The organism is Paenibacillus jamilae, assembly GCF_050482105.1.
In the GTDB taxonomy this organism is placed as follows: domain Bacteria; phylum Bacillota; class Bacilli; order Paenibacillales; family Paenibacillaceae; genus Paenibacillus; species Paenibacillus jamilae_B.
The window spans coordinates 114,460-127,512 of the sequence record NZ_JBCNHI010000011.1; the positions used below are offsets into that span (position 1 = coordinate 114,460).

General features: G+C 48.5%; 10 protein-coding genes. 8 read left to right on the plus strand and 2 right to left on the minus strand.

Going from position 1 to position 13,053, the window contains the following annotated elements:
* Positions 1 to 141: 141 nt before the first annotated feature.
* Together ABEW32_RS08000 and ABEW32_RS08005 are read right to left on the minus strand one after the other, a co-directional pair.
* Positions 142 to 942 (minus strand): WYL domain-containing protein, encoded by an 801-nt coding sequence (locus tag ABEW32_RS08000; protein WP_430186363.1) that lies wholly within the window; start codon positions 940 to 942, stop codon positions 142 to 144.
* Positions 917 to 2,242 (minus strand): helix-turn-helix transcriptional regulator, encoded by a 1,326-nt coding sequence (locus ABEW32_RS08005; protein ID WP_430186365.1) that lies wholly within the window; start codon positions 2,240 to 2,242, stop codon positions 917 to 919. The genes ABEW32_RS08000 and ABEW32_RS08005 overlap by 26 nt, the downstream gene beginning before the upstream one ends.
* A 222-nt stretch (positions 2,243 to 2,464) precedes the next feature.
* Between ABEW32_RS08005 and ABEW32_RS08010 the strand changes: the two genes are divergently transcribed.
* The 8 genes from ABEW32_RS08010 (at position 2,465) to ABEW32_RS08045 (ending at position 13,042) form a co-directional block, all read left to right on the plus strand.
* Positions 2,465 to 4,015 carry a limonene hydroxylase gene (locus ABEW32_RS08010; RefSeq protein ID WP_430186367.1) on the plus strand — a complete coding sequence of 517 codons (1,551 nt, stop codon included), beginning with the start codon at positions 2,465 to 2,467 and terminating at the stop codon, positions 4,013 to 4,015.
* A 19-nt stretch (positions 4,016 to 4,034) separates the two neighbouring features.
* Complete coding sequence (locus tag ABEW32_RS08015) at positions 4,035 to 4,853, plus strand: nucleotidyltransferase domain-containing protein (RefSeq protein ID WP_430186369.1); 819 nt, start codon at positions 4,035 to 4,037, stop codon at positions 4,851 to 4,853.
* 21 nt (positions 4,854 to 4,874) lie between these two features.
* The gene (locus ABEW32_RS08020) at positions 4,875 to 6,314 is read left to right on the plus strand and encodes a 3' terminal RNA ribose 2'-O-methyltransferase Hen1 (protein ID WP_430186371.1); all 1,440 of its coding nucleotides are present in this window, start codon (positions 4,875 to 4,877) and stop codon (positions 6,312 to 6,314) included.
* The gene (locus ABEW32_RS08025) at positions 6,311 to 8,920 is read left to right on the plus strand and encodes a polynucleotide kinase-phosphatase (RefSeq protein WP_430186373.1); all 2,610 of its coding nucleotides are present in this window, start codon (positions 6,311 to 6,313) and stop codon (positions 8,918 to 8,920) included. The genes ABEW32_RS08020 and ABEW32_RS08025 overlap by 4 nt, the downstream gene beginning before the upstream one ends.
* A 20-nt stretch (positions 8,921 to 8,940) precedes the next feature.
* Entirely contained in the window at positions 8,941 to 9,738 is a 798-nt protein-coding gene (locus ABEW32_RS08030) for a TatD family hydrolase (RefSeq protein ID WP_430186375.1), read from the plus strand.
* Between the two features lie 457 nt (positions 9,739 to 10,195).
* Entirely contained in the window at positions 10,196 to 10,792 is a 597-nt protein-coding gene (locus tag ABEW32_RS08035; RefSeq protein WP_430186377.1) for an ECF transporter S component, read from the plus strand.
* On the plus strand, positions 10,792 to 12,276 hold the full coding sequence (locus tag ABEW32_RS08040) for an ABC transporter ATP-binding protein (RefSeq protein ID WP_430186379.1): 1,485 nt from the start codon (positions 10,792 to 10,794) through the stop codon (positions 12,274 to 12,276). Before ABEW32_RS08035 ends, ABEW32_RS08040 begins: the two co-directional genes overlap by 1 nt.
* Complete coding sequence (locus tag ABEW32_RS08045; protein WP_430186381.1) at positions 12,251 to 13,042, plus strand: energy-coupling factor transporter transmembrane component T family protein; 792 nt, start codon at positions 12,251 to 12,253, stop codon at positions 13,040 to 13,042. The genes ABEW32_RS08040 and ABEW32_RS08045 overlap by 26 nt, the downstream gene beginning before the upstream one ends.
* Positions 13,043 to 13,053 lie beyond the last annotated feature (11 nt).

Consider the following 13,053-nt stretch of genomic DNA (forward strand, 5'->3'; position numbering starts at 1 on the left):
GTTACAGCAGACGTATGCGGATGTGAGTGCATGACCTCGTTTCGTTTAAATGTACTGTAGTTTAATACGGCCCTCCTTTCGTCTCATTAACAGACGGAGGGAGGGCCTTTGCGTGAATACGTCCTTTATTTTCTTTAGCAGTTATTCCTCTTCGTACCGTGCGAGGGCCTTGGCTGTTGTTTCCTTCATTCGCGAAATTAAGCGAGAGCCTTGAACGACCTTGACGCGTTTGCCGAGGAAGCGGATTTTGGATAGCACATATTCACACTCGTCTGCCTGGAAAGTGAGTGTAATACGATAGGTATCTGCTTCCTGATCATATTCGACCTCCTTTTCAAAACAGGAAAAGGCATATAATATACGAGACATTTCGCCGTTGTATACAGGAATAATTTCAATGATGCCCTGTTCTTTGCGTGACTCCAGTATACCGAGTATACGTTGGGTAAACTTCTCGGCTTCTTCAGGTAGAATCTCATTCTCCGTAACGGTTACGATGTTGGATAGTTTAGTAGACATGAATGCGCGATGGCGGCGATTATACCATAGCAGACTCCATTCTTTTTTGACCATGGAAAACTCCAGCTTATAGGGAAAGCCGGACATTCGCTCATGCAGGCGACCGTTGCGCAGTTTGTAGGTTATACAGATGCCGGAGCGGGATCGCAGAATGGAACGCAATTCACGCAGGAGTGGGTGATAAATCGAGGCAGCAGGAACTCCTGCCTTTTCGCGCAGGCTGCCATCGGCCTCCAATGGCTCGTCGTCAGCAAGTAATTGCCGAAGCTTATCAAGTGTAGATGGGGTAAAAGCCTCTGTCGCTGCCGAGTCTGCAAGCATGGACTTAAGCCAGACTCTTTCCTGCGATGTAGTAGCAAAAGCGCCCGATTCATCCAACCGTGAGACGATCTGATAGTTAAATATTTTCTCGAACAGGCTCATAATAGGCTTGCAGCTCCTTCCATTCCTGTCTGAATTCCCTACGCAGCCGCTGGGGTTCCAACACCTCACAGCTTGATCCAAAGCTGCGAATCCACGGTTTAATCTCAGTGATTCCATTCACTGTGATTTCATAGATAAAGGATTCACTTTCTTCCTCCGTAATCGTACCCCACTGTCCCTGTGACAGCACACGTTCCCGAATAAAGTTGCGCTTCGCACCCTCGGGATTAAAAAATCGTACCCTTATCTTCACGGGACGCCCTGTATCAACAAGCCAGCTGTACCGCATTTTTTCTTCCAATACGGCTAACAGGTCGGCATAAAGCTGCTCTGGGACAGGCTTGCCCTCCACCAATTGAGTCATGCCCTCCATACGAAACTTCATAATTCCTTTGCCGCCCACATGACCTAGCACATACCAACGTCCGTATTGATGATCATAGATGACTTGCAGGGGCAGAATGGTATGTTCACGGCCTTCGGTCTCTTTTTCATACAATGGATTTGTGTTTTGTGACCCGTACATGCTTCGTTTGGATGTCGAAAAATATAAAAAGGTTACGCAGCGACGTTGCCGAATGGCATGTAAAAGCGGGTGAATATGGGCTTCGTCCAGAATGCGTGAATAATAATGGTATTTATATAAAAAAGGCTCTGCCATCTCCCGATCTCCGAACTGACGGCGCATGGCTTTTTTTAGATGATCACGCAACAGATATCCCTGCACAGAGGGGAGCTGGGTGTTGGCCATAATATCCACAAAATCATATAAGTCCAGTAATTCCTCGTCCGTCAGTTCTGTCACCAAATCGTTACGGACAGCATAGCGATAGGGTCTGCCGCCAGGCTCCTTACGAACTACGCCGACTTCGACCAGATATTTCAGATCAGAACGGATTGTTTTTTCATCTGGCAGTGCACTGTCGGAAGGCAACCCATTGCAGCAAGCGTCCAACAGTTCCATGGTGGTCATAGGTTGTGACTGTAGCGCTGTCAGCAGAAGGGATAAACGGACACTTTCCGATTCCTTGAGCGATTTGGCCCGAAACAGGAATAACAATAATGGATCAGCGGATTCGTAATAATTAAAACGCAGCATCTCATTAAAATCATGTCCCTGTTCCGCAGGCAGCTGCTGTTGTACGGATTGGACAATTTCCTTGAGGCGCCGAATCGTCTTATCAAAGGTATGTACCGAAATGCCAAGTCTGTCTGCAAATTGCTGCCGATTATAAGCGCCACTGGTTAGTGTGAGCATACGCAGGAACTGAATTTCTTTATCAAAACTCTCTTTCGCCATGATGCATTCCCCGTTTCTGTAGCCGTTCTCCGAAAATAAGTATCCCTTTATTCTAACAGGGAAGAGATGCAGGAAAAAGGTAATTTATTCATCCTTGTAATACTTTCACCATGTTCATGACTTCCAAAATAAAGGATTATAGGGATATAAGGTAGCACGATAAGTAAAAAGCAATACATAACAGAAGGGTGAGGCACCATGTTTGGACGATTTAAAAATGAAGTGTTATATCCATGGGTAGGTAAGCTTTCGATTTATGAAACGATTAAGCAGGGATTGGACTCTCAGGGCAGGCTTACGGATGATCATTTGCCGGATGATGAGGAATATTGGGCAGGTCATACGATGCGTTGGGTGGCAGGAGGGCTGGATGGAGCGTTTGGACATCACGGCGCTGGCGGAGATGAAGAGACTGATAAGATTAAGGACCTGGCGCAGTTGTTGTCCAGACAATGCCGCAAGCCAGGGATGAAGACAAGGCGTGAGACGTATATACGCTTGATGGAGGAAAATGCGCTCAGCCTGATTGATCCGCTGCTTGATGCGGTGCGTGAGCATCAAGCAATTCAGCCGGATCGATTGTATGGGGAAGCACGTTGGCTGGCTGAACACGGAGCACATCGCAATGTGGTAAAGTTCGGTATTGCATTGCTGGGATTGCTGGAGACGGATCAACACCACGAGCTTATTTTAATGCTAGCAAAACATGATGAATTCACGCTATATGCGGCTGTAGCTATCCGTAATATTTCGGAGCAGGCCAATGAGCAGTTATATAAATTAGCCTCACAGGTACACGGTTGGGGGCGGATTCACGTCGTGGAACGGCTGGAGCCTGCGCGGCAGGAAATACGTGATTGGTTATTACGGGAAGGATTTCGCAACAATGTCATGTATGAGTATCTTGCTTATGAGTGCGCTCATAAAGGCGAGCTGCATACAGCCATCGCTGTACCGCATATTGATCGGGAGTTGTTTGACGGAGCAGGCGATATACTGTCGGCTTTGCTGGCGGCAGGCGGACCTGCGGAAAGTATAGACGATTATGAGCATGCCGCTATGGTCATAGGCAACTACCTTCGTCATGCTAAGACTATGTGTACGACTGTGAAGCATCTTACGATCATCATGGATATTGCGGACTTCCTCGATGAAGAAGACGATTCATGGGAGGCACGTTATGTGCATGAATGGACGCCGGAATTACGTAAACGTTATGCGTCGATATGCCAGCAGATGATGGACGATCCGCAGTGGGTGAAGCTGGTAGAGCAGGAACTACATCAAGCAGATTCACCGCATCTTCACTGTGCCATTCGCGCAGCTCGAATGCTAGCACTAGATGTATGGCCCGTGCTATTTGATCAATTAAGCAAACACCCAGTCAAGCCTAATCTGTACTTTGAACTTAGCAAGACAGAGGATGAACAACGGGCATGTAAGCTGGTGGCATTTGCAGAAAAGCACCTGCCTCTGGGAGAGATTGCTTCCGGTCCTGCTGATGTACCGGGCTTTGGACCAGAGTATGAAGCGCATCAATGTCTAGGTATGCTGCTGCAACTATTGTCTTCTTTCAAAGGAATGGGACAAGAGCTCGTTGCTGCCGGACTTTGGAGTCCGGTGACCTCCAATCGCCGTGCAGCGCTTCATGTACTCAAGGAATGGCCCTCTGAGCTGTGGGGAGAGGCAACGACAGAGCGCCTTCACTGCTTATCGACAGCGACAGCTGAAACGGAGGAATCGATTAGAGAACAGATTCGGGAAATACTTTAAGGATAAGGGAGGGAACAACATGGCAGATGTGAAGCAAGAGCAGGGTTTCATTCAACCGGAAATGCGCGAAACGATTTTGCGTGAGTTACGCGCGTTGGAGCAGGAGGAGCAGGTGCGCATTGTATATGCCTGTGAATCAGGCAGTCGGGCATGGGGGTTTCCTTCACAGGACAGTGACTATGATGTACGATTTATTTATGTAAGACCCATAGAATGGTATTTATCAATTTTTGATAAGCGGGATGTGATTGAGCGACCAATCAGCGATTTGCTGGATATAAACGGTTGGGATTTGAAAAAAGCTCTCCATTTGTTTCGCAAATCCAATCCGCCTTTGCTGGAATGGCTGCAATCTCCGATTCCCTATCTGGAGCAATATTCAGTGGCCGATCAGATCCGGGCAATCTCGCCGTTAACCTTCTCTCCGAAGTCCTGTATGTATCACTATCTGAATATGGCACGGGGAAATTATCGGGACTATTTGCAAGGTGAACAGGTAAAAATCAAAAAATATTTTTACGTGCTGCGTCCGCTGCTGGCCTGTGGCTGGATTGAACGTTACAACAGTATGCCTCCTATCGAATTCGTAGACTTGCTAACGGAATTCATTCCAGTAGATACCGAACTTTATCAGGTGATCGAGCTTTTGCTGGAGCGTAAAAAAGCGGGTGAGGAGCTGGATATGGAGCCGCAGCTTTCGGTGGTGAATGACTTTATTGAACAGCAAATTGCTTATTTTGAACAGAAGGCGCCTTTGCTTCAGCATATGGAGGGCGGACGGGATCAGCAATTGGACGAGATGTTCCGCGCTGCGGTGAATGAAGTATGGAAAACATAAGCAGGGAAGGAGAAGTGGAGTATGCACATCACGCTAAAAGCAACCGGAAACAATGCCGGGATGATTTCGCATTTGCTCGCCAAGAACCCTTACAATACGTATGATCGCACGGAAAAGGGTGCACGTGTACGCATGGTGTACACCACTTTTACAGAGGAAGAGGCAGAAATCGTCATTCAGGCTTCACCAGATTCAATAGATTTGGTCAAAAACAGTCCGGATAGCTATGACATTACACAATATATTAATGACCGGGAGTTTGTAACCAGCAGCTTGTTCTGTACCTATATTCGTGGTGCGCTTGGCACGGCCCTGAACGGCAAACCCAAGGAAGACTATGCAGCATGGGTGACGCATCCTTTTGCGCTGGAGTTATCGTTTGGGCCTGTTGCGTCGGATTTGCCGGATGCTGTGGTGGAGGGACTATTTGCGCCGCTGGGCTATCAAGTGACCATCGAACGAGGTGAAGCAGATTATTCTTTTCAGCTGAAAAATCGAAGCACCGTCAGATATGTCACGCTAAGTGGCCATCAGACGGTGCAATATGCGCTGCGTCAATTATTGCTGTTAATTCCAGTGTTGGATAATTATAAGCACTATTATATTAGTGAAGAAGAGTTTGACAAGCTGAGACGTTACGGCGAAGGCTGGCTGCAAGAGCATCCGATGCACGAGCTCATCATTCGACGCACGCTTCATTTTACCAATCTGATTGAGCAATTCGAGCAAACTGATTCTGCTGCTACACGGACCGAGAAACATGCGATCCAAGAACGAAAGCAAAATCACGAACAGGATCAGCAGCAAGAGCAGTCACTGGAGGAAGGGAAGCAACAGCCTGTAGTGCGGCTAAATGAGCTGCGGTACCAAGCCATTATGGATGTGATTCGCAAGCTGCCTCGAAGACAGAAAATCGTAGATTTTGGTTCAGGGGAAGGAAAGCTTTCGGCTCGGATGGCTCGAATGAAGGGCATTGAAGAAATTTGGGCGGTGGAGCCGTCTGCATACGCACAGGTGAGGGCTGTGGAGCGTTTTGCCAAGCTGGAAAGGCATGCCGACGCAATTCGCCCTACACCTATGATGGGCTCTCTCTTTTATTATGATGAACAATTGCGGGGAAAAGATGTGATGATCCTGTGTGAGGTCATTGAGCATGTGGATGAGCACCGTCTTAACCGGGTGATGAATACGATTGTGACAGAATATCAGCCGGGTGTGCTGATCGTGACGACTCCCAATCGCGAATATAATGAAGTGTATCGTATGGATCAGCAAGAGCTGAGGCATGGCGATCACCGTTTTGAATGGAGCAGAAGCGAGTTTCGTGAACGATGCGAGCAATGGATTGAGGAAGCTCCCTATTCATTAGCGCTGGAAGGGATCGGAGAAGAGGTCGAAGGCTTTGGACAACCGACCCAAATGGCTGTATTTACGCGCAGAAAGGAGCCGCAGAATTCATGAGCATTTCATCTGAACGAACGATTAATCTACCGCACACTGGACTGGTTGTGTTGGTAGGGGCCTCGAATAGTGGCAAAACCACTTTGCTGGACAGGCTGGTGAGCGAAGGGATTCTATTGAAAACGGAAGTGGTATCCTCGGATCATTTTCGCCAGCTGGTGGGAGATACAGAATTTATCGATTGGCGCGGACTTCCTAGGCTGGAATCGGATGTGTTGTTCTATGAGTATCAGCAGATGTCAGCCAAAGCGTTTGAGGCAATGGATACCATTCTGGCTATGCGCTGTCGTCTGAATAAGCTGACGGTCGTGGATGCCACCCATTTGTATGCTGAAGACCGCCAGAAATATGTACAGCTGGCAGCCAAAGCGCATGTTCCTGTGATGGCTTTGGTGCTGGATGTGCCCGAACCTGTGCTGCTGGAACGTGATTCAGGCAGGGAGCATCCGCGTGGCCGCCAACGAGTTAAGCAGCAGGCACAGCTGTTAAAGCGGAACCTGCGCGGCATCCGGGAGGAAGGCTTTAATGCTTGCCATATCCTCAAGGATGTAGAAAAAATAAACTTTGTCCGCCGTGCTCAGCCGTTGTTTTATGATATAGGTGCAGGCATTGATATCGTTGGTGACATTCACGGGTGCTACCGGGAGATGCTGGAAGTGATAGAGCAACTGGGATATATAGAGGATACGGAAGGGCTATACCATCATCCAGATGGCAGAAGACTGGTATCCGTCGGGGATGTGATGAGCCGTGGTCCAGCATCGTTATTAGCGGTGCAGTTCTGGAAAAAGCATGTGGATGCCGGACTGGCCTACATGATTGACAGCAATCATGGCTGGAAAATCGGTCGTTACCTTGATGGGAGAAAGGTGACTCTTAATCATGGAGATGAACGATTCGCAGAGGAACTGGCCCAATATGAGCTCCAAGCGGGCAAGGTAGCAGCGGAACAGCTTAGAAGCGAGCTGAGAGATTTTCTGCTACATGCACCCTCTCATCTTATTTTCGGCAGAAATGGGTTGCGACACCTGGTTGTGACTCATGCCGGGATTAAGGATCATTTTATTGGTAAGCAGTCGGCACGTATTTCTGATTATTGTCGTTATGGAGATACGGAAGGACAGGATGCAGACGGAAAACCAATCCGCAAAGATTGGTTCGTAGACCATGAATCGGGAGAAATAGTAGTATGGGGACATGATCCGAGACCGCAGCCTACGATTGTGAACCAGACGGTGAATATTGATCAAGGTGTGGTATTTGGCGGTATGCTGACCGCTTATCGTTATCCGGAAAAGGAATTTGTCAGCGTTCCGGCTCATGAGAATTATGCGAATGACCCCGATAGCCCGCTTGTCCGGTGGCAGAGGAAACGGTTTTCCCCGCCGAATTTACGTAAACTCATCGCTGGTTACAGTGTGCTGACGGATTCGTATGGTGAAGTGCGTGTACAAAGAGATTGGGTCAAATCCGCTATAGATACCGTGTCACATGTGACAGTACCGATGGAGGAACTGGTGTACATTCCGCCGACGATGAGCCCTGCTCCCGTGGTTTCCGCAAAGGAAGGTTATCTGGAGCATCCGCGTGAGGCGCTGGCTTATTATCGCGGTCAAGGCGTACAAACAATGGTAGCGGAGAAAAAGCATATGGGTAGCCGGGCGATTTTGCTATTATTCAAAAATGAGCAGGCAGCCGTCGAGTATGTAGGCTACCCGACATTAGGCACGATCTATAGCCGAAGCGGACGACCTTTCTTTGAATCAGTTCTTGGAAAGCAGGTGCTGGAAAAGCTGAATGCGGATCTACGGACTAACGGATATTTTGAGCGGAACCAGACAGATTTTGTATTGCTGGATGCGGAAATTGTACCGTGGAATCTCAAGGCTCGGGAACTGATTGCTGCACAATATGCGCATGTGGGTGAAGCAGCTCTACTGGATCGCAGCAAGCTGGTAGACAAGCTAAAGCAAGCGAAGGTCGCAGGCCGGGAGGTTGGAGACTGGCTGGAGGAAATGGAACGGAAATATGCGAATGCTGTAACGTTCCAAGAGGCTTTTCAAAAATATTGCTGGGATGTAGACGGTCTGGATGAGATTCGTATTGCACCATTTCATACGTTGGCACATAGCGGCCGGACTTTTTTTGACCAATCTCATATTTGGCATATGGAGCAAAACCGTGAGCTGGCAGGGCTTTCCTCGCTGTTTATAGAAACAGAGTATCGTGTCATCACGGACGAAGCAAGCGAGGAAGAAGTTATCCGCTGGTGGAACGAGATGACGGAGGATGGTCATGAGGGCATTGTAATCAAGCCGGAACGCTTTTTGATGAAAAATCGGGACAAGATGATTCAGCCTGCAATCAAGGTGAGAGGCCGGAAGTATTTGCACATCATTTACGGTATGGATTATCTTGCCCCTGAGAATTTGAAGCGTCTGAAGCAGCGTCGAACGAACAAAAAGGAGCGTCATGCCCTGATGGAAGGAGCGCTTGGTATGGAGGGCGTAGAACGTTTTGTCCGCAAGGATACGGTGGATCATATTCATGAATGCGTCCTGGCCGCGCTATCTCTGGAATCAGAGCCGATTGATCCGAGATTGTAGTTTGCGAAGGAGGGATTGAGATGGATAGGGGTACACCGTTGATTGATATTGGTGTGAACTTGATGCACCGTTCGTTTCATGCAGATCGGGAACAGGTGGTAGAGAGAGCAGCGGCTGCAGGAATTACACCGTTGATTATTACCGGAACCAGTGTTCGCAGCAGTCGGGAGGCTGCTCAGTATGCGGCTCGTTATCCGGGTAAACTGTACACGACGGCTGGCGTGCATCCCCATGATGCCAAAAGTTGCAGCACAGATACGATTCAGCAGCTCCGCCAACTTGCGGCTCAGCCGCAGGTCGTATCCATAGGGGAATGCGGGTTGGATTATAACCGTGATTTTTCTCCACGTGATGTACAGCGCCGATGGTTTGGAGAGCAGATTCAACTGGCGGGGGAGCTGCATATGCCGTTATTCCTGCATGAACGAGATGCGCATGAGGACTTTGTCGCTATGTTGCGAGAGCATCAGGGGCTTGTTGATAAAGCGGTGGTGCATTGTTTTACCGGCACTGCACAGGAATTGCATACGTATGTGGAGCTGGGACTGTACATCGGTATTACGGGCTGGATCTGTGATGAACGGCGCGGTAAGCATTTGCGGGAGCTGGTCAGGGATATTCCATTGGACCGGTTGATGATTGAAACGGACGCTCCATTTTTGACCCCGCGTAATTTGCCCGTAAAGCCCAAAGAAGGGCGTAATGAGCCAGTGTATCTCGCTCACATCGCCGCTACGATTGCCGAGTGCACAGGCCGCAGCATGATGGAGATTGAAATTGCGACGACGGAAACGGCTAAACGTTTCTTCGGATTATAGGATTGTCAAAGCCATGGATGTGGTATATATTATAGTGAATTAAAAAGCATTGTCGGGAGCTTGAGATAGTCAGGCTGAGAGGGTGGCCCTTGCCGCCGACCGTGAAATCTGATCTGGGTAATGCCAGCGTAGAGAAACCTAGAACACTATACAAGAAACAGGAATACCGCCTAATATTGGCGGCTAGTCGATGGATGCGTTTCATATCCTAATATCAAGTTAATGAGCTACAGTTTGTAAAAAGTTGCAGACGGACAAGCGTGTCTTGTTCTGTACCTGACTTTGGCTTGGTTTCAGTGCAGTAGACTGCTGTACTATATGGGATAGATCGACAACTGATAAAGTATGGTGATCATTTTATGACTGCGCATAAAGCTTGCCTGGAGATTCAGCTCCGGACAGGCTTTTTTTTATGGGCTTAAGGCCTATTTTAAAGAAAAAGGGGAGCGTATCAACAATGAACATGAATGTAAGAGCGTCCAAAGGGTTGAAGCTGACAGATGTTTTGGTCACGATTGTAATCTCCGTGGTGTTCGGGCTGGTCTACAAAATATGGGGGCCTGTCTATGATTTGATGAAACCATTCGGTCTACACGCTGAGCAATTGATGTATGGCATGTGGTTTATGGCTGGCACGTTCGCTTATCTCATCCTGCGCAAGCCGGGAGTCGCGATTTTGGCAGAAGTAGCCGCTGCAACAGTCAGTGCTTTTTTGGGAAGCGAATGGGGCATGTCCACCTTGTACTATGGTCTGCTGCAAGGATTGGGAGCGGAACTCTTCTTTGCGATTTATCTGTATCGGAATGCAAACCTGTGGGTAGCCTCACTAGCTGCGGCTGGGGCAGCTATCACTTCTTTGATTTTAGACTTCAGCTACGGGTATATTGATCAGCTATCGACCTGGAACTATGTTTTGTATATTGGATTTCGGATGATTGGCAGTATTGTGATTGCTGGCATATTCGCCTTTTATCTGGCTAAGGCATTGGAAGTAACCGGAGTTACGCGAAGCTTGAGACCGGCAACGGAACAAGATTATAGGGGGCTGGATTGATGAGCCCGGCCAACGAAGATGTGGCGGCTTCAATCACCCGTCTTCGGTTGAAATTTCCTGGCGAGCAAGAGTTGCTTTTCCACAATATGTCCTTATCTGTCCGCAAAGGGGAAAAGCTGCTGCTGCTGGGGCCAAGCGGATGTGGCAAATCAACGTTGCTTCAGGTGCTAAGCGGTCTGATTCCACGCACGATAGAGGTGCCTATGAAATGCGATGCTGCCGTGATCCCGAGTCTCTCTGGTATTGTATTTCAAGATCCTGACACGCAGTTTTGTATGTCATATGCAGATGAGGAACTGGCTTTTGTATTGGAAAATAAACAGATTCCAAGGGAGCAGATGCCATCCCGTATCCGCAAGCTGCTAATGCAGGTTGGTCTATCCACGGATGATATACATATGCCCATTGGCAGCATGTCACAGGGAATGAAACAGCGGCTGGCGATTGCATCTGTGCTGGCTATGGAGCCGGAAGTGCTTTTTCTGGATGAGCCGACAGCCTTGTTGGACGAGGAGGGCACTACACAGGTATGGGATACCATTCGCAACATCTCGGCAGATCAGACACTGGTGATCGTAGAGCATAAAATCAATGAAATTGTGCAGGATGTGGATCGGATTGTGGTGCTCTCTGCCCAAGGAGAAATCATTGCGGACGGAAGGGCGGAAGAAGTATTTCATGTGCATCGGCAGGCATTATCCGAGTATGGCGTATGGTATCCGGGGATATGGGATGAATCGTCTTCACCACGTTGGAATGAACCTATGACACAGCAGAATGGTGCGTTGCTTGCGGATAGCCCGTCGACCTTGGCACGTACAACGGATGTTATAAAGCTGGAACATTTTAGCGGACTTCGGGGTTTGAACTCAGTCATTAATGTGGAGCAAGCACAGGTGAAGCCTGGCGACTGGATTGGCGTGGTCGGTGAAAACGGGGCAGGCAAAAGCTCGCTTCTGCTCTCTATGATGCGTTTACTTCACACGCAGGGGTATTATCACGTGTGCGGAGCTGAGGCAGGCAACACGGAGCAACTGGCTGAGCAAATCGGGTTCGCGTTTCAAAATCCAGAGCTGCAATTTGTAGCGAACACCGTGCGAAGTGAACTGGAATATTCGTTACCCAAGAGTCTGTTTACAGCTGAACAGTGTAGAGAACGAGTGGATCGAATGCTTATGCAGTTCGGATTGAAGCGGCTGGATGAACGCCATCCGTATCAGCTCTCGCTGGGTCAAAAAAGGCGGTTGAGTATTGCTACGGCTATGATCCGGGAGCCGAAAGTGCTGCTGCTGGACGAACCGACCTTTGGGCAGGATGCGCGTAATACCTTTGTCATGCTGGATATGTTGGAGCAGCTGAGAGCGGCAGGTACAGTCATTGTGATGGTTACGCATGACCCGGAAATTGTCCGTCGATATTGTACCGATATATGGCGGATTCAGAAAGGGGAACTACAGTATGAGTCTGTCCTTTCCTCATCATGAAACATGGCTGCATCGTGTGAATCCGGGTCTAAAGCTCGTGATGTTTTCCCTGCTGTTTGTGATCGTTATAGTCATCCATGATCCGAACGTTATGTTTAATGTTGCATGTGCTATGCTGCTACTGCTTGTCTGGTCAGGCCATCCTTGGAAGCGGCTGTTGCTGTACGGATCGCCCTTTATATTGGTGTTTATTTCAACCTCAACAGGTATGATGATGTTCGGCAAGGGAGTGACGACCTGGTGGACATGGGGGCTGATCCATATTACGCAGGAAAGCTTTTACCGAGGCATGCATCTGGGCTTTCGTGCACTGAGTATGGCCGCAGTAGGATTGCTGTTTGGCCTAACGACTCGTCCAGTGAGCCTTTTTTATTCACTGATGCAGCAATGGAGGCTTCCTCCAAAGTATGCATACAGCTTTTTGGCAGCCATGCGCTTGATGCCAATGATGGTGGAGGAATTCCAGGCTTTGAGACATGCCCATCGTATTCGAGGTTTGCATCAGCATGTGTCCAAATGGAATATGTATGCCACGCTCCGCAGGTACGCCATTCCGCTACTTGCTCAAAGTATCCGGCGTGCTCAGCGCATTGCTATTGCTATGGAAGCCAAGGGTTTTGCTAACGAAACCAAGCGCACGTATTATTATGCGATTGGCTATTCGGCTGTAGATATTATATTTATTTTTTATTTTGTGGGGATGCTGCTGCTGGCTTGGGGACTTGGGAACTGCTTTCCTTATATAGGGGTATCGGATGTACGTTAATTGTTGCCAAA

What these genes read in the sequence shown, in the direction of transcription:
- ABEW32_RS08000 (WP_430186363.1), bottom strand. Translation starts at nt 942, where the DNA reads ATGAGCCTGTTCGAGAAAATATTTAACTATCAGATCGTCTCACGGTTG.
- ABEW32_RS08005 (WP_430186365.1), bottom strand. Translation starts at nt 2,242, where the DNA reads ATGGCGAAAGAGAGTTTTGATAAAGAAATTCAGTTCCTGCGTATGCTC.
- ABEW32_RS08015 (WP_430186369.1), top strand. Translation starts at nt 4,035, where the DNA reads ATGGCAGATGTGAAGCAAGAGCAGGGTTTCATTCAACCGGAAATGCGC.
- ABEW32_RS08020 (WP_430186371.1), top strand. Translation starts at nt 4,875, where the DNA reads ATGCACATCACGCTAAAAGCAACCGGAAACAATGCCGGGATGATTTCG.
- ABEW32_RS08025 (WP_430186373.1), top strand. Translation starts at nt 6,311, where the DNA reads ATGAGCATTTCATCTGAACGAACGATTAATCTACCGCACACTGGACTG.
- ABEW32_RS08030 (WP_430186375.1), top strand. Translation starts at nt 8,941, where the DNA reads ATGGATAGGGGTACACCGTTGATTGATATTGGTGTGAACTTGATGCAC.
- ABEW32_RS08035 (WP_430186377.1), top strand. Translation starts at nt 10,196, where the DNA reads ATGAACATGAATGTAAGAGCGTCCAAAGGGTTGAAGCTGACAGATGTT.
- ABEW32_RS08040 (WP_430186379.1), top strand. Translation starts at nt 10,792, where the DNA reads ATGAGCCCGGCCAACGAAGATGTGGCGGCTTCAATCACCCGTCTTCGG.
- ABEW32_RS08045 (WP_430186381.1), top strand. Translation starts at nt 12,251, where the DNA reads ATGAGTCTGTCCTTTCCTCATCATGAAACATGGCTGCATCGTGTGAAT.